The 17,062-nt window shown below is 69.3% G+C and carries 11 protein-coding genes; 4 read left to right on the top strand and 7 right to left on the bottom strand.

Features of this window, described 5'->3' with window-relative positions; translation table 11 throughout:
- Nucleotide 1 precedes the first annotated feature (1 nt).
- Entirely contained in the window at nucleotides 2-1,075 is a 1,074-nt protein-coding gene (locus AC07OX_RS24810; RefSeq protein ID WP_495262247.1) for an ABC transporter ATP-binding protein, read from the bottom strand.
- Nucleotides 1,075-2,751: a glycerol-3-phosphate dehydrogenase gene (gene glpD / locus AC07OX_RS24805; RefSeq protein WP_495262248.1), complete on the bottom strand. Its 1,677-nt coding sequence runs from the start codon at nucleotides 2,749-2,751 to the stop codon at nucleotides 1,075-1,077. The genes AC07OX_RS24810 and glpD overlap by 1 nt, the downstream gene beginning before the upstream one ends.
- 122 nt (nucleotides 2,752-2,873) lie before the next feature.
- Between glpD and AC07OX_RS24800 the strand changes: the two genes are divergently transcribed.
- Complete coding sequence (locus tag AC07OX_RS24800; RefSeq protein ID WP_062476748.1) at nucleotides 2,874-3,644, top strand: DeoR/GlpR family DNA-binding transcription regulator; 771 nt, start codon at nucleotides 2,874-2,876, stop codon at nucleotides 3,642-3,644.
- A gap of 19 nt (nucleotides 3,645-3,663) precedes the next feature.
- Nucleotides 3,664-5,160 (top strand): glycerol kinase GlpK, encoded by a 1,497-nt coding sequence (glpK, locus tag AC07OX_RS24795; RefSeq protein WP_159272363.1) that lies wholly within the window; start codon nucleotides 3,664-3,666, stop codon nucleotides 5,158-5,160.
- Between the two features lie 12 nt (nucleotides 5,161-5,172).
- Here the strand turns inward: glpK and AC07OX_RS24790 are convergent, their stop codons facing one another.
- A complete protein-coding gene (locus AC07OX_RS24790; RefSeq protein WP_095947351.1) occupies nucleotides 5,173-5,637 on the bottom strand; it encodes an SH3 domain-containing protein in 465 nt (154 codons plus the stop codon).
- A 200-nt stretch (nucleotides 5,638-5,837) separates the two neighbouring features.
- On the opposite strand from AC07OX_RS24790, the gene AC07OX_RS24785 reads away from it, so the two are divergent.
- On the top strand, nucleotides 5,838-7,499 hold the full coding sequence (locus AC07OX_RS24785) for a sulfatase-like hydrolase/transferase (RefSeq protein ID WP_495262249.1): 1,662 nt from the start codon (nucleotides 5,838-5,840) through the stop codon (nucleotides 7,497-7,499).
- A gap of 7 nt (nucleotides 7,500-7,506) precedes the next feature.
- On the opposite strand, the gene AC07OX_RS24780 is transcribed toward AC07OX_RS24785, so the two are convergent.
- From AC07OX_RS24780 to AC07OX_RS24765, 4 genes are all read right to left on the bottom strand, one after another.
- Nucleotides 7,507-8,097: an Lcl C-terminal domain-containing protein gene (locus tag AC07OX_RS24780; RefSeq protein ID WP_495262250.1), complete on the bottom strand. Its 591-nt coding sequence runs from the start codon at nucleotides 8,095-8,097 to the stop codon at nucleotides 7,507-7,509.
- A 124-nt stretch (nucleotides 8,098-8,221) separates the two neighbouring features.
- Nucleotides 8,222-9,178, bottom strand: coding sequence for an alpha-E domain-containing protein (locus AC07OX_RS24775; RefSeq protein ID WP_062476763.1), 957 nt, complete (start codon nucleotides 9,176-9,178; stop codon nucleotides 8,222-8,224).
- Nucleotides 9,179-9,189: 11 nt separating this feature from the next.
- Nucleotides 9,190-10,686, bottom strand: a complete 1,497-nt coding sequence (locus tag AC07OX_RS24770; protein ID WP_307694106.1) for a circularly permuted type 2 ATP-grasp protein — start codon at nucleotides 10,684-10,686, stop codon at nucleotides 9,190-9,192.
- Between the two features lie 98 nt (nucleotides 10,687-10,784).
- Nucleotides 10,785-13,253: a DNA internalization-related competence protein ComEC/Rec2 gene (locus AC07OX_RS24765; RefSeq protein ID WP_495262251.1), complete on the bottom strand. Its 2,469-nt coding sequence runs from the start codon at nucleotides 13,251-13,253 to the stop codon at nucleotides 10,785-10,787.
- Between the two features lie 121 nt (nucleotides 13,254-13,374).
- Between AC07OX_RS24765 and AC07OX_RS24760 the strand changes: the two genes are divergently transcribed.
- Complete coding sequence (locus tag AC07OX_RS24760; protein ID WP_495262252.1) at nucleotides 13,375-16,869, top strand: transglutaminase family protein; 3,495 nt, start codon at nucleotides 13,375-13,377, stop codon at nucleotides 16,867-16,869.
- The last annotated feature ends 193 nt before the right edge of the window (nucleotides 16,870-17,062 follow it).

Raw genomic sequence — 17,062 nt, 5'->3', positions numbered from 1 at the left:
CTCAAGCTCCTTTGCGCCAGGCCGGCGCCAGTGCCAGCTTTTCACTGGCATCGAACACATAGGCTTGCGACGCGCTGAAGTACAGCGTGATCGAAGCGCCCAGCTCGAAGCGGTGCACACCGGTGAGCTGCGCCACCAGTTCGCCCACCGCGGTATCGACGTGCACGAAGGTGTCGGAGCCCGAAATCTCGGCCAGCTCCACCTTGCCGGGCAAGGCGATGTCGCCCTCCCCTGCGTTCACGTTCAAGGCGCTCGCGCGCAGGCCGACCGTGACCGCGCCCGACACGCTTTCAGGCAAGGCCAGCGTCAGCGCGGGCCCGCCCGCGAGTTGCACGCGGCCGGCCGCGGCCGTGCCCGCCAGCAGGTTCATCGGCGGATCGCTGAAGGCGCGCGCCACGCGCAGCGACTGCGGCGCGTGGAACACCTCGGCGGTCGGGCCGTACTGCAGCAGCTCGCCGGCGTCCATCACGGCCGTGTAGCCGCCCAGCAGCAGCGCTTCGCCGGGCTCGGTGGTGGCGTAGATGACGGTCGAGTCGCCGGTGGCGAAGAGCTGCGTGAGTTCTTCGCGCAGGCCTTCGCGCAGCTTGTAGTCGAGGTTGACCAGCGGCTCGTCGAGCAGCATGAGCGGTGCGTTCTTGGCGAGCGCGCGCGCCAGCGCCACGCGCTGCTGCTGGCCGCCCGACAGCTCCTGCGGATAGCGGTCGAGGAACATGCCGATGTGCAGCTTGTCGGCCAGCGCCTTCACCCGCGCGTCGATGTTCGACTCGCCGCGCAGCTTCAGCGGCGAGGCGATGTTGTCGGCCACCTTGAGCGAGGGGTAGTTGATGAACTGCTGGTAGACCATCGCGACATTGCGCTCGCGCACCGGCGTGCCGGTGACGTCCTTGCCGTCGACCAGCACACGCCCGGTGCTGGGCGTGTCGAGCCCGGCCATGAGGCGCATCAGGCTGGTCTTGCCGGCCTGCGTGGCGCCGAGCAGCACGGTCACCGCGCCGCTTTTGGGCGCGATGCTCTGCTCGTAGAGCCAGGTTTGCGCGCCGACCTTCTTGGTGACGCGCTCCAGAGTCAGCTGCATCAGCTCACCTCCACTTCCACGGTGTCGTTGTTGTTCTTTGCGTTGGCCTGCAGCCAGATCGCCACCTGCTCGCGCTCGGCGGGCGTGTAGTGCAGGCCGAGCTTGGTGCGGCGCCAAAGCACGTCGTCCGAGCTCACGGCCCATTCGCGCGCCTGCAAAAAGCGCAGCTCGCGCTCGTACAGGCCGGGAGCCACCTCGGCGCCCATGTCGGCCAGCGACTGCGCCTCGCCGACCAGTTCGGCCACGCGCGCGCCGTAGCCGCGCGCCAGCCGCAGCGCGACCTGGGCGTCGAGCCAGGGGTACTTGGCCTGCACGGCCGCCACGAAGCGGGCGAAGTCGTCGTCGGGGCGCTTGGGCGCGCCGATCCAGGCCGACAGGTCGCCGCCGGCCAGGAAGGCGCCGTCGGTCCAGGCCGGGCGCTGGGCATTCGACTGGCCGAGCATTTTGCCGACCTCGTCGGCCGCGTCCTCGGCCAGCTTGCGGAAGGTGGTGATCTTGCCGCCCCACACCGACAGCAGCGGCGCGGCGGTGGTGTTCGACTCGAGCAGGTAGTCGCGCGTGACGGCCGAGGGGTCGCCCGAGGCGTCGTCCAGCAGCGGGCGCACGCCCGAGTAGGTCCAGACCACGTCGGCCGGCACGATGGCCTTGTCGAAGTAGCGGCTGGCCTGGGTGCACAGGTAGTCGATTTCTTCCTGCGCGATGCGCGCGGCGCCGGGGTCGTCGCCGCTGATCTCGATGTCGGTGGTGCCGATCAGCGTGAACGCGCCCTGGTAGGGAATGGCGAAGATGATCCGCTTGTCGGGGTTCTGGAAGATGTAGGCGTGGTCGTGGTCGAACAGGCGCGGCACGATGATGTGGCTGCCCTTCACGAGCCGCAGGCTCTTGGTGGCCAGCGCCTCGCCGCGCGCCGACTGGGCCACGCCGCGCAGGAAGGATTCGGCCCAGGGGCCGGCCGCGTTCACCACGGCGCGCGCGCGCACGGTGCGGTGCGCGCCGTCGGGGCCTTCGAGCGTGGCGACCCAGCCGTCGGCGCCGCGTTGCGCATGGATGCAGCGCGTGCGCGTGAGCACTTCGGCGCCCTTCGAGCGCGCATCGATGGCGTTGAGCACCACCAGCCGCGCGTCGTCGACCCAGCCGTCGGAGTACACGAAGCCGCGCTTGTACTGCGCCTTGAGCGGCGCGCCGGCCGGGTGCTGGCGCAGGTCGATGCCGCGCGACGGCGGCAGCACTTCGCGCCTGGCGAGGTGGTCGTACATGAACAGGCCGATGCGGATCATCCAGGCCGGGCGCATCGAGGGATCGTGCGGCATCACGAAGCGCAGCGGCCACATGATGTGCGGCGCGCTCTTGAGCAGCACCTCGCGCTCCTGCAGCGCCTTGCGCACCAGCGAGAACTCGTAGTACTCGAGGTAGCGCAGCCCGCCGTGGATCAGCTTGGTGGAAGACGACGAGGTGTGCGAGGCCAGGTCGTCCTTCTCGCACAGGACCACGCGCCAGCCCCGGCCGGCGAGGTCGCGCGCAATGCCGCAGCCGTTGATGCCACCGCCGACGATCAGCACATCGCAATCGGTGGCGGGTTCGGCCGCTGGAGAGGAGAAATCGGTCACAGGCTGGAGGTCCGTAGGTTCGTGACTTTTGTCAGCAAAGGCCGAGATTGTATTTTCGCGTTTTTTCATTTGGATTCCTTTTGGCGCGATTTTCCTCCGAGTTTTCCCTTACTCGGCTTCGTTTTCTTTCGTTTTAAAGTGACGCGGCCTGTACCCTCGACCCCAGTCTTTCCGCTTTCCACGACGCCTCTGTGAACTCCAACCCGCGCCAGATCAACCTCCTCGACACCGTGCGCGCGCGCGGTTCGGTCACCGTCGAACAGCTCGCCGACATGCTGGGCGTCACGCTGCAGACCGTGCGGCGCGACGTGCAGCGGCTGGCCGATGCGGGTTTGCTCACGCGTTTCCACGGCGGCGTGCGCGTGCCCAGCTCGACCACCGAGAACATCGGCTACCAGCAACGCGAAACGCTCAACGCCGACGGCAAAGCGCGCATCGCGCGCCGCGTGGCCGAGCTGGTGCCCAACGACTGCTCGCTGATCCTGAACATCGGCACCACCACCGAGGCCATCGCCAAGGCGCTGATGCGCCACACGGGCCTGCGCGTGATCACCAACAACCTGAACGTGGCGACCATCCTGAGCGGCAACACGGCCTGCGAGGTGATCGTGGCCGGCGGCTCGGTGCGCCCACGCGACCGCGCCGTGGTGGGCGAGGCCACCATCGACTTCATCCGCCAGTTCAAGGTCGACATCGCGCTCATCGGCGTGTCGAGCATCGAGGCCGACGGCTCGCTGCGCGACTTCGACCTGCGCGAGGTGAAGGTCGCGCAGACCATCATTGCCCAGGCGCGCGAGGTGTGGCTGGCGGCCGACGCGAGCAAGTTCAACCGGCCGGCCATGATCCAGCTGGGCACGCTCTCGCAGATCGACCGCCTGTTCACCGACGCCGCGCCGCCGCCGCCCTTCCCCGACCTGCTGCATGCCGCGCAGGTGCGCCTCGAGATCGCGCGCGACAACTGAACCCCATCAGACTCATCGAATGACCACCTACCTGCTTGCCCTGGACCAGGGCACCTCCAGCTCGCGCAGCATCGTGTTCGACCGCGAAGGCCGCATCGTCGCCATCGCGCAAAAGGAACTCACGCAGATCTACCCGCAGCCCGGCTGGGTCGAGCACGACCCGATGGAAATCTGGCGCAGCCAGCTGGCCACCGCGCGCGAGGTGCTGGCCAAGGCGAAGCTGCAGCCCGCCGACATCCACGCCATCGGCATCACCAACCAGCGCGAGACCACCGTGCTGTGGAACCGCACCACCGGCCAGCCCGTGCACCACGCCATCGTCTGGCAGGACCGACGCGCCGAGCCCCTGTGCGCGCAGCTGCGCGAGCAGGGCCTGAGCGACACCATCCGCGAGAAGACCGGGCTCGTCATCGACGCGTATTTCTCGGGCACCAAGCTGCGCTGGCTGCTCGACAACGTGCCCGGCGCGCGCGCCCAGGCCGAACGCGGCGAACTGGCCTTCGGCACGGTCGACAGCTGGCTCATGTGGCAGCTCACCGGCGGCAAGGTGCACGTGACCGACGTGAGCAACGCCTCGCGCACCATGCTCTTCAACGTGCACACGAACGACTGGGACGCCGACCTGCTGAAGGCGCTGGACATCCCCGCCGCGCTGATGCCGAAGGTGCAGCCGTCCAGTTCGCACTTTGCCGACACCGACGCCGCGCTGCTGGGCCACGCGCTGCCCATCGGCGGCGTGGCCGGCGACCAGCAGAGCGCCCTCTTCGGCCAGGCCTGCTTCGAGGCCGGCATGGCCAAGAACACCTACGGCACCGGCTGCTTTTTGCTGATGCACACGGGCGGCGCGTTCCAGCCCTCGCACAACGGCCTGCTCGTGACCAGCGCCGCGCAGGTCGACGCGACCCCGCAGTACGCGATGGAAGGCAGCGTGTTCGTCGGCGGCGCCGTGGTGCAGTGGCTGCGTGACGGCCTCAAGGCCATCAAGGGCAGCGCCGAAGTGCAATCGCTCGCCGAGAGCGTGCCCGACGCCGGCGGCGTGATGATGGTGCCGGCCTTCACCGGCCTGGGCGCGCCCTACTGGGACGCGGACGCGCGCGGCACGATCACCGGGCTCACGCGCGGCACCACGGTCGCGCACATCGCGCGCGCCGCACTGGAAAGCATCGCCTACCAAAGTGCCGCGCTGCTGCAGGCCATGAGCCGCGACGCGGTGGCCGCGGGCGGCAAGCCCGTGGCCGAGCTGCGCGTGGACGGCGGCGCGAGCGTGAACGACCTGCTGATGCAGTTCCAGGCCGACCTGCTGGGCATTCCCGTGGTACGGCCCGAGGTGGTCGAGACCACCGCGCTGGGCGCGGCCTACCTGGCGGGGCTGTCGACCGGCGTCTACACCGACGCGCGCCAGCTCTCGAAGCTGTGGAAGGTGGAGCGCCGCTTCATGCCGACCATGGGCCGTGCGCAGGCCGAGGAATCGATGGCGCGCTGGGAGCGCGCCGTGCGCCAGGCCACCGCGACCTGAGCGCCCTCGGTTTCACCAGCCCCAGAGGGAGCGCTTCAGCACCCAGCCGGTGGCGCCGCCTTCGTGGCGCACCTTCACCCAGTCGCCGCGGCGCTCGAGGGTGCGCAGCACGTCGCCGTACACGGCCTTCTTCACGACCGGGCTGCGCGCGCCGGGTGCGCGGCGCAACTGCGCAGTCTTCGCCTTCACGACGTGGTGCGGCGTCTTGCTCGTCATCGAACGGAAGACCCAGGCCTTGTCGTTCTCGAAGTCGGTGACCCGCAGCCAGTCGCCCTTGCGGCCGATCACGCGCAGCGGATAGCCCCGGCTCACCGTCCAGTGCGCCTCGGCGCGCTGGCTGGGGGCGGTGCGCATGTTCAGGGTCTTGACCGCGACACTGACCATCTGCGGCTGCGCGGCAAAGGCGGACGGCAGCAGCATCCACGAGAAGAAGAATGCGAGCAGGAGCGCGGGCAGTCGGCGGCTGAATCGAGCCATGGGGCGAGGGTTCCTTTCGAGAAGACACGGGAGGTCCGGCAAATGCCGGTCGAAGCCCCCTCTGGGACGCTGAGCGCCGATAAGTTCCGCGGGGATATCCCTGAGCCGCGCCCCAAAGACCCCGCGAGGGTCGGGACACTGGACGCGTGGGCGCAGGGTGCGGGGCAGAATTCGGCCGCCCTCGACTCCCCGCGCCGCGCTTGACACATCCCGCCATCGACGCCCCGCGTCCTCCCTCCAGCGCCCTGCTGGCCTGCGGCGTGGTCGGCGCCACGCTGCTGGCACTGATCGCCCTGGGCCACGACGGCCGCCGCATCGCCCAGCTCGCGGTGCTCGCCGCGCCGCCCGTGCTCTGGCTGCTGTGGCCGCTGCACAGCGCACGCCTGCGGCGCTGGCGCACGGCGCTCGTGTGGCTCTGGGTCATGGGCTTCGGCCTGGACGCCGTGATCCGCGCCTACCTGCTCGACACCTACCAGGCCGCGCCCGACAGCGCCATGGTGCTGGGCGCGGCGGCCAACACCAACGCACGCGAAAGCGCCGAGTACCTGCGCATGCACTGGCGCTCCGCCGTCGTCTGGTCGGCCGCACTCGTGACGGCGGGCCTGCTGGCGGGCCTGTTCGCGCGGCGCGGTGCCACGGCGCCGCGTGCGCGGCGGCCGTTCTGGGCGCGCTCGCTGCTGCTCCTCATCCTGCTCGTCGCCTGCGTGGCCTACGTGAGCAAACCCTGGCGCCGGCTGCACCCGGTCGTCTTCTGGACCCAGTGGTCGCAGTCGCTGCACGACCAGCGCGCCGCCTGGGCCGACCAGGAAAAGACCCGCGATGCGCAGATGGCCCAGGCCCGGCAGATCGCCCCGGTGATCACGCGCGAGGGACCGTCCACCGTCGTGCTCGTCATCACCGACAGCATCAACCGCGACAACATGGGCCTGTACGGCTACGGCCGCCCGACCACGCCGCGCCTGCAGGCGCACAAGGCGCAGGAAGGCGACCGCATGGCCGTGCTGCGCAACGCGTGGTCGGTGGACGCGAGCACCCTGCCCGCGCTGCGCAACATGTTCCATTTCGGCCAGCCCGCGAATGGAAACGACGGAAACAACGGGAATGGCGACAGCCCGCCCCACCTGCTGGCCCTGGCGCGCGCCGCCGGCTACAAGGTCTGGTGGATCAGCAACCACGACGACCTGGCCATCGAGCAGCAGCACGCGCGCTACGCCGACGTCGTCGACATGGTGAACCGCACGCCGGGCCGCGCCAGCGCCTCGCTCGACGGCGAGATCCTCGACTGCGTGCAGGAGGCCTTTGCCGACACCAGCACCGAGCGCAAGCTCATCGTGGTCCACCTGATGGGTGCGCACCCGCACTACAGCCTGCGCTTTCCCGAGAACGCCAATCCCTTCGACGACAGCGTCGACGCGGTCGAGAACGGCCTCGTGAAGGACGGCCGCTCGGCCTGGGTGCGCCACTTCCGCCAGGAGTACGACGCCGCCCTGCTGTACCACGACTTCGTGGTGTCGGAGCTGCTGCAGCAGACCCGCAGCACCGGCAAGCCGGACGACTACCGCGCCTGGATGTACCTGTCGGACCACGGCCAGGAAGTCGGCCACGGCAGCGACCGTGCAGGCCACAGCCCCGCGACCGCCTCGGGCTACCGCATCCCGGCCGTCGTCTGGCGCAACCGCGAACCGCTGCCCACCGGCGCCGCCACGCAGCAGCCCTTTCGCGCGGACTGGGCCGGCTGGAGCCTGATGGATCTGCTGGGCATCCGCTGGAGCGGGCAGAAGGCCGAGCGCAATGTGCTGGGCGACAGCTACCGGTGGCAGGCGCCGGAGATTCCGGTGGTGGTGGAGTCGTTCTCGAAGTAGCGGGAGGTCAGCGATCGGCCACCGGCCGCACGGCGTGGGTGGCCTCGGCCGCCTCGTTCTGGCCGATCCATGCATTGCTGAAATCCACGGCATAGAAGTGCTGCGCGGCCTCGCTGCCCGAGCCCGACCAGAACTTGCGCAGCGGTGTGTCGGGAAAGCGTGCGCTGTCGATGGTGGGAACGGAGGTTTCGCGGGCGCACCACCGGGGCACGGTGACGGGCTCCCGTTCGGGGCTCAGTTCGAGCGTGAAGGTCTCGTCGACCAGGCCATGGTCGCAACGCCGCAGCGCCGCCAGCTCCACGATGGTCGGCAGCCGCCATTGCGAGATGCCTTCATGGCCCTTGGCGTTGAGCGCCTGCACGCGCTCCTGCGCGTCCATCAAGCTCAGGGCTTCGGCCTCGCCGACGCAACGACCGCCCTGCCAGGTCTGCCCCAGCGCGCAGCGCAGCCAGCGCAATCCCGTGGCGGCATCGAGCACGACGGCCGTCGATGCCTGCGCGGAGGCTTGTTCTTTCGGTGAGGCGGCCTGGTCGCAGCCGGCGAGCAACGCGACAGCCGCCAAGGCGGCGGCCTTCCACTTGCCATCACGGGCAAGCATTGATTTCTTCATGAGAACTCCCTGCGGTCAGCAACTTGGATCGAGATCGAACTCGAATGCTACCGCCGGGGGTGCGAGGTCCCGGGGCCGGCCTGGGCCCGCAGGACGTCGATTCAATGCACCGTCAGTGCGCCGGCACCAGGAAGTCCTGACTGATCCGCCCGCCCAGCTCGTTCACCCGGTCGAGGAACTGCGTGAGGTAGGCGTGCAGGCCCGTCGCCAGGATCTCGTCGACGCGCGCGTACTGCAGGTCGGCCAGCAGCTTGCCGGCGCGGCGTTGCGTTTCGGCGCTCTGCTCGTTCTGCACCTTCGCGAGGTTGTTGACCACCTCGACCAGGCTGGCGTGCAGCGAGCGCGGCATGTCGGCGCGAAGAATGAGCAGCTCGGCCACGCGCTCGGGCTTGATCACGTCGCGGTACACCTTGCGGTAGACCTCGAAGGCCGAGACGCTGCGCAGGATCGCGCTCCAGTGGTAGAAGTCGTACTCCTGGTCTTCCTCGGTGGCGGCGCCGAAGAATTCGCTGTTGAGCGCGTGGAACTTCACGTCGACCAGGCGCGCCGTGTTGTCGGCACGCTCCAAAAAGGTGCCCAGGCGCGAGAAGTAGAACGCCTCATCCTGGAGCATGGTGCCCAGCGTGACGCCGCGCGACAGGTGCGAGCGGAACTTGACCCACTCGAAGAACTGCCCCGGGTCGCGCTCGAAGTCGCCGGCGCGCAGCATGCGGTTCACTTCGAGCCAGGTGGTGTTCTGCGTTTCCCAGGCCTCGGTGGTGAGCGCGCCGCGCACGGCACGCGCATTCTCGCGGGCGGCCTTCAGGCAGGAGACGATCGACGACGGATTGCTCTCGTCCTTGACCATGAACTCCATGACTTCGTTGGGCGTGATCTGGTCGTACTTCTTGCTGTACCAGGGCAGCAATTCGCTGATCGAGAGCACGCCCTGCCAGCCGTACTTGGCGACCTCGGCCGACTGCGGCAGCAGCGAGGTCTGGTAGTTGACGTCGAGCATGCGCGCCGTGTTCTCGGCGCGCTCGGTGTAGCGCGACATCCAGTAGAGGTGGTCTGCGGTGCGGGACAGCATCGTGGGTGCTCCTACTGCGATTGGCTTTGCGACTGCGTGGCCGCCTTCGGCTTGGCCGTGCGGTCCGCTTCGAGAATCCAGGTGTCCTTGGTGCCGCCGCCCTGCGACGAGTTGACCACCAGCGACCCTTCTTTCAGTGCCACGCGCGTGAGGCCGCCGGGCACCATCTGCACCTCGCTGCCCGAGAGCACGAAGGGACGCAGGTCGATGTGGCGCGGCGCGATGCCGGCGTCGACGAAGGTCGGCGAGGTCGACAGGCTCAGCGTGGGCTGGGCGATGTAGCCGTCGGGCTTGGCGATGACAGCCTTCTTGAAGTCCTCGATCTCGGCCTGCGTGGCGGCCGGGCCGATGAGCATGCCGTAGCCGCCGGCGCCGTGCACCTCCTTGACGACCAGGTCCTTCATGTTGTCGAGCGTGTACTGCAGCTCGTCCTTGTTGCGGCACATGTAGGTCGGCACGTTCTTCAGGATCGGCTTCTCGCCGAGGTAGAACTCGATCATCTTCGGCACGTACGGGTAGATCGACTTGTCGTCGGCCACGCCGGTGCCCACGGCGTTGCAGATCACGACGTTGCCCTGGCGGTAGGCGCGCATGAGGCCCGCGCAGCCGAGGGTGGAGGTCGGGCGGAACACCTCGGGGTCGAGGAAGTCGTCGTCGACGCGGCGGTAGATCACGTCGACCCGCACCGGGCCGCGCGTGGTGCGCATGTAGACGAAGTCGTCCTTGACGAACAGGTCTTGTCCCTCGACCAGCTCCACGCCCATCTGCTGGGCCAGGAAGGCGTGCTCGAAGTAGGCGCTGTTGTACATGCCGGGCGTGAGCACCACCACCGTGGGCTCGGCCGTGGCCGGCGGCGCGCTGGCGCGCAGGGTTTCGAGCAGCAGGTCGGGGTAGTGGGCGACCGGCGCGATGCGGTTCTGGTTGAACAGCTCCGGGAACAGCCGCATCATCATCTTGCGGTTCTCGAGCATGTAGCTCACGCCGCTGGGCACGCGCAGGTTGTCTTCGAGCACGTAGTACTCGCCATTGCCCTGGGCATCAGGGGCGCGCACGATGTCGATGCCCGAGATGTTCGAGTAGACGTTGTGCGGCACGTTCACGCCCATCATCTCGGGACGGAACTGGGCGTTGTTCAGGATCTGCTCGGCCGGGATGATGCCGGCCTTGATGATTTCCTGGTCGTGGTACACGTCGTACAGGAAGCGGTTGAGCGCCGTGACACGCTGCACCAGACCCTTTTCCATGCTCTCCCACTCGTGGGAGGGAATGATCCGGGGCAGCAGGTCGAACGGGATCAGCCGCTCGGTGCCGGAGCCGTCCTCGTCCTTGGCGCCGTACACCGCGAAGGTGATGCCGACCCGGCGGAAAATCATTTCCGCCTCTTCACGCCGCGATCGCATCACCTCACCGGGTTGCTTCGCAAGCCATTGGTCGTAGCGCTTGTAGTGCTGTCGGATTGCAGCGCCCGCATAGGGGAGCTGCTCATACATCTCGTCGAATTTGTGCATGGAACGACCAATCTCCTTGAGCCATAGCTTAGCAAGTTCGAGGCCAGTAGAAGCCCTAGGTTTGGGCCCGATGCGAGGGCATTTCGCGTTTCGGACCGTCATGGCATGCGGTGGCGCCAGTAGCGCAGGTCGTGCGCGCGTTCACACTTCACCTCGGCCGGCGCCGGGCTCGCCCATTGGGCGGCGCCGCAGCGGGGACTGTCGATCACCCGCACGCCGCGTTCGACATAGCGCGCCACCACCTCGGGCGCGGGGTGGCCGAAGCGGCTGCGGTAGCCGGCCTGCACGAGCGCAATGCGCGGGCGCACGGCATCCAGGAAAAGCTCGCTCGACGAGGTCTTGCTGCCATGGTGCGGCACCAGCAGCACGTCGGCCGACAGCCCGGGCGTGCGCGACACCAGCGCGGCCTCCTGCAGACGCTCGATGTCGCCGGCCAGCAGCGCCGTGGCGCGGCCGTTGCCGATGCGCAGCACGCACGACACGGCGTTGGGCCGCGTGAAGCCGAGATAGTCGCTGTCATAGGGAAACAGCACCTCGAAGTCGACGCCGTCCCAGGTCCAGCGCTGCCCGGCCTCGCAGCGGCGCGCGGGGCGCAGCGCCTGCAGCGGATGCCCGGCCTCGATGGAACTCAGCAGCGCCGCCTGCGGCTGCATGGCGAGCACCGCGGGCGCGCCGCCGGTGTGATCGATGTCGCGGTGGCTCAGCAACAGCAGGTCGAGCCGTTCGCCGCGTGCGCGCAACAGCGGCACGAGCACGCGGTGGCCCGCGTCGCTGTCGAGCCCGTAGCGCGGGCCGGCGTCGTACAGCAGGCTGTGCGTGGCGGTGCGCACGAGCACCGCGTTGCCCTGCCCGATGTCGGCGGCGAGCAGGTCGAATTCGCCCACCGCAGGCCGCACTGGCTGCCACAAAAGCACTGGCAGCAACAGCGGCAGGCCGAGCGCGCGCACCGACCACGGCAGGCGCATCGCCAGCAGCACGCCGCCCGCCACGCCGCTTGCGGCCAGCCATGGCGGCGGCGCGGCCATCGACAGCGTGGCGAACGGCAGGCCAGCGAGCGCCTGCAGCAACAGCGCGAACAGCTTCACCGCCCCAGCGGCCACGTCCCACAGCGGCGGCACCGCCACGCCGAGCATCGCCAGCGGCGTGATCACCAGCGTCACCCACGGGATCGCGAGCGCATTGGCCACCAGCCCGACCGCCGACACCTGCTGGAACAGCAGCAGGCTCAGCGGCGTGAGCGCCAGCGTGATCGTCCATTGCTCACGAAAGAAGCGCCCCAGGCGCGTGAGCGCGCCCACCCTGCCCTCGCCCGGCACGGCCGTGGCGGAGGCGAACAGCACCGCCACGGCGACGAAGCTGAGCCAGAAGCCCGCCTGCAGCAGCGCCCACGGGTCGGCGGCCACCACGACCGCCGCCGTCAGCAGCCAGACATGCGGCCACGGCCAACGCCGACCGGTCAGGCGCAGCAGCGCCACGGCCGCGAGCATCCAGACCGTGCGCTGCGAGGGCACGCCCCAGCCACTGAAGAGCGCGTAGAGCGCGGCCAGCAGCACGCCGCCAGCGAGCGCGGCCTGTTGCGCGGGCAGCCGCAGCATGAGCCGGCTGCTGCGCCGCCAGAGCGCGCCGACCACATGCGCCGCGAACCACGCGAACAAGGTGATGTGCAGGCCCGAGATCGACATCAGGTGCGCCACGCCGGTGGCGCAGAACACGTCCCAGTCGGCGCGGTCGATGGCGCCCTGGTCGCCGGTGACGAGCGCGGCGATCACGCCGGCCTGACGCCGGTCGTCCACGCGCGCGAAAACCGCATCGCGCACGGCTTCGCGCGCCCGCTCGATCGGGTACCGCCACGTCGTGCCCAGCAGGCGCGGCGCGGGGTCGCGCGCCCCGGCCCGCACGTGGCCCTGCGCGTGCACGCCCTGCTCCCACGCCCACAGTTCGCTGTCGAAGCCATGCGGGTTGAGGTTGCCGTGCGGCGCGCGCAGGCGCACGGTCAGTTGCCAGCGCTGGCCGGCGTGCACCTCGCCCACGGTGCGTGCGACGGACGCGCGACGTTCGGCGGGCTGCTCCCACATCCCGCCGTAGTCGCCGTACCAGGCGAGTGCGATGCGCGGCGGCACCGTCGGCCGGGCCTCATCGCGCGAGGCCTCGGCCCACTGCGCCGTCTCCACATCGAAACGGAAGCGCGTTCCGATCTCGCCGGGCTGCGGCATCTGCGAGACCACGCCCGTGAGCCGCAGGTCGCGCCCTTCAAGTGACGGGTTCAGCGCCCCCTGCGCATAGGCCGTGGCGCGCCATCCGGCGAGCCCCGCGCCAGCCATCGCGCCGCAGGCCAGCGACAGCATCAGCACGAGCAGCCGAGGCCCACGCCACCGCCACAACAGCCATCCGCCGCCGAGCCCCACGAGCAGCAACGCGACGTAGACACCTGCCGCCCACAGCAGCGGCTGGCGCAGTTGCACCGCCGCGCCGAGCAGCGTGCCGCCCAGCGCAACGAAGGCCCCCGACCCACCCGCGACAGCCTCGGACGCACGCCGCGACTGCCCTCCCCACACCCCGGAATCCATGATGCAAACCCTCCCCCAACCCACGCTCGATGGCGCGTTAATTGCTTGGCAACTGGGCTAGTATGCGTCTCACCAGAGACATCTTTTCGATGCAACCTCGCTGCACTGCACGCCCCTACGCATGTCCATCCACGCCGCACTCCACCACGTCACCCACTACACATACGACCGCCTGGTGCAGTTGGGCCCGCAAGTCGTGCGACTGCGCCCCGCGCCCCATTGCCGCAGCAATGTGATCTCGTACTCGCTGCGGGTCGAACCGGCCGAGCACTTCGTCAACTGGATGCAGGACCCGTTCGCCAACTACCAGGCGCGGCTCGTGTTCCCCGAGAAGACGCGCGAGTTCAAGGTCACGGTCGACCTCGTGGTCGAGATGGCGGTCTACAACCCCTTCGACTTCTTCCTCGAGCCGCAGGCCGAGAACTTCCCGTTCAAGTACACGGCCTCGCAGGCCGAGGAGCTGGCGCCCTACCTCGTCACCGAGAAGCCCACGCCGCTGCTGCAGGCCTACCTCGACAAAATCGAGCGCAAGGAGCAGCGCACCATCGACTTCCTGGTCGGCATCAACCAACAGGTGCAGAAGGACGTCAGCTACCTCATCCGCATGGAGCCCGGCGTGCAGACGCCGGAAGAAACGCTGAGCAACGGCAGCGGCTCGTGCCGCGACTCGGGCTGGCTGCTGGTGCAGTTGCTGCGCCACTGCGGCCTGGCCGCGCGCTTCGTGTCGGGCTACCTGATCCAGCTCACGCCCGACGTGAAGGCGCTCGACGGCCCCAGCGGCACCACGGTCGACTTCACCGACCTGCACGCCTGGTGCGAGGTGTTCCTGCCGGGCGCCGGATGGATCGGCCTGGACGCCACCTCGGGCCTGCTGGCCGGCGAAGGCCACATCCCGCTGGCCTGCACGCCCACGCCGTCGAGCGCCGCGCCCATCGAAGGCGGCGTCGACGAGTCCGAGGTCGAGTTCAGCCACGAGATGAAGGTCACGCGCATCTACGAATCGCCGCGCGTCACCAAGCCCTACACCGAAGAACAATGGGCCGAGGTGCTCGCGCTCGGCGACGCGGTCGATGCGCGCCTCGTGGCCGGCGACGTGCGCCTGACGATGGGCGGCGAGCCCACCTACGTGGCCACCAGCGACCGCGACGCGCCCGAATGGAACACCGACGCGCTCGGCCCCACCAAGCGCGGCTACGCCACCGAGCTCGTGCACAAGCTGCGCGCCGAGTACGGCCAGGGCGGCTTCCTGCATTTCGGCCAGGGCAAGTGGTACCCGGGCGAGCAGCTGCCGCGCTGGGCGCTGTCGATCTTCTGGCGCGCCGACGGCCAGACGCTGTGGCACGACCCCGAGCTGTTCGCCGACGAGCGCTTTCCCACGCACTACACGAGCGAGGACGCGCGCCGCTTCACCACCGTGCTGGCGCACAAGCTGGGTCTCACCGAGCGCTACATCCAGGCCGGCTACGAGGACACCTACTACTACCTGTGGCGCGAACGCCGCCTGCCGGTGAATGTCGACCCCTTCGACTCCAAGCTCGACGACGAACTCGAACGCGTGCGCCTGCGCCGCGTGTTCACGCAGAAGCTCGACGCGGTGATCGGCTACATGCTGCCCATCGAGCCCGGCAACGCCAACAGCGACGCGCCCGCGCTCGCCGGCCCCGGCTGGAAGACCGGCCCCTGGTTCCTGCGCGACGACCGCCTGTTCCTGATCCCGGGCGATTCGCCCATGGGCTACCGCCTGCCGCTCGACTCGCAGCCGTGGGCCAGCAAGGGCGACTACCCCTACCTCATCGAGCGCGACCCGACCGCGCCGCGCGCCGCGTTGCCCAGCGCATCCGACTACCGCGCGCGCTATGCCGCTCCGGTCGCTGGCGCCGACCTGGGCGAGGTGCCCTACACCTTCGGCACGCCGCCCGTGGTGGCCGCGTCGCTGCGCATGCAAAGCCCCGGCGATGCGGCGAAGGGCGATGCGGCAGCCGCCGCTGATGCCGCCACGCCCGCCACGCGCCAGCCGCTGCGCGGCGAATCGGCCCACTGGGTCACGCGCACCGCGCTGTGCGTCGAGGTGCGCGACCCGCGCCGCGCCAACGGCCCGGCGGCCGAGAAGAAAGGCAGCGCCTCGGGCGTGCTCTACGTCTTCATGCCGCCGCTGGCGCGCCTGGAGGACTACCTCGACCTCGTCGCCGCCGTCGAAGCCACCGCGCAGCAGCTCGGCGTGCGCATCGTGATGGAAGGCTATCCGCCGCCACGCGATCCGCGCCTGAAGATGCTGGCCGTGACGCCCGACCCGGGCGTGATCGAGGTCAACATCCACCCGGCCCACAACTGGAAGGAACTCGTCGACCACACCGAGTTCCTCTACAACGCCGCGTTCGAGACGCGCCTGTCGGCCGAGAAGTTCATGACCGACGGCCGCCACACCGGCACCGGCGGCGGCAACCACTTCGTGATGGGCGGTGCCACGCCCGCCGACAGCCCCTTCCTGCGCCAGCCCGAGCTGCTGGCCAGCCTGCTGCTGTACTGGCACAACCACCCCTCGCTGAGCTACCTGTTCTCGGGCATGTTCATCGGCCCGACCAGCCAGGCGCCGCGCGTGGACGAGGCGCGCAACGACCAGGTCTACGAACTCGAAATTGCCCTGAAGGAGATCGCCAAGAACCGCGAGATCTACGGCCAGAACATGCCCGCGTGGCTGGTCGACCGCACGCTGCGCAACATCCTGATCGACGTGTCGGGCAACACGCACCGCAGCGAGTTCTGCATCGACAAGCTCTACTCGCCCGACTCCAGCACCGGCCGCCTGGGCCTGCTGGAACTGCGCGCGTTTGAAATGCCGCCGCATGCGCGCATGAGCATCGCGCAGCAGCTGCTGATCCGCGCGCTGGTCGCCCGCTTCTGGGACGCGCCCTACCAGGCGCCCGTCACCCGCTGGGGCACCGAGCTGCACGACCGCTTCCTGCTGCCGACCTTCGTCAAGATGGACTTCGACGACGTCATCAGCGAGATGCGCCAGGCCGGCTTTGCCTTCGATGCCGACTGGTTCGCGCCGCACTTCGAGTTCCGCTTCCCGCTCGTGGGCCAGATGCAGTCGATGGGCGTGGAGCTGTCGCTGCGCAACGCGCTCGAACCCTGGCACGTGATGGGCGAAGAAGGCTCGGCCGGCGGCACGGTGCGCTATGTCGACTCATCGCTGGAGCGCATCGAGGTGCGCGTGACCGGCCTGAACGAAAGCCGCCACGTCGTCACCGTCAACGGCAAGGTGCTGCCGCTGCAGCCCACGGGCGTCACCGGCGAGTTCGTCGCGGGCGTGCGCTACAAGGCGTGGAACCCGCCCTCGGCGCTGCATCCGAGCATCCCGGCCCACGCACCGCTGACCTTCGACCTCGTCGACACCTGGATGAAGCGCTCGCTGGGCGGCTGCCAGTACTTCGTCGCCCACCCGGGCGGGCGCAACTACGACACCTTCCCCGTCAACGCCTACGAGGCCGAAAGCCGTCGCCACTCGCGCTTCACGCGCACCGGCCACACCCCGGGCTTGCTGCGCACGCCGCCGGCCACCATCGAGCTGCCGGGCAGCCGGGAGTTTCCGTTCACGCTGGACCTGCGGCGCTGAGGCTCGAGGTGGGCTCTGTTCGTGCGGGGCGCTTATTGCTTGCCGCACGCCTTCGGGGTCCAGTGGCCGTTGTTTGAGGTCACAATCCGTGACCTCAAAAGCCGCCCACTCTTCGGCCGGGCGCTGCGCATGAAATCGGCCAGGAAGCGTTCGGCATTTTGCCGGATCGCTTCGCTTGGCGGGCCCCGGTGAC

It is taken from the genome of Variovorax sp. GW821-FHT09D07, assembly GCF_059416345.1.
The sequence above is the reverse complement of the archived record's forward strand: the minus strand, read 5'-3'. Positions and strand labels throughout refer to the sequence as shown.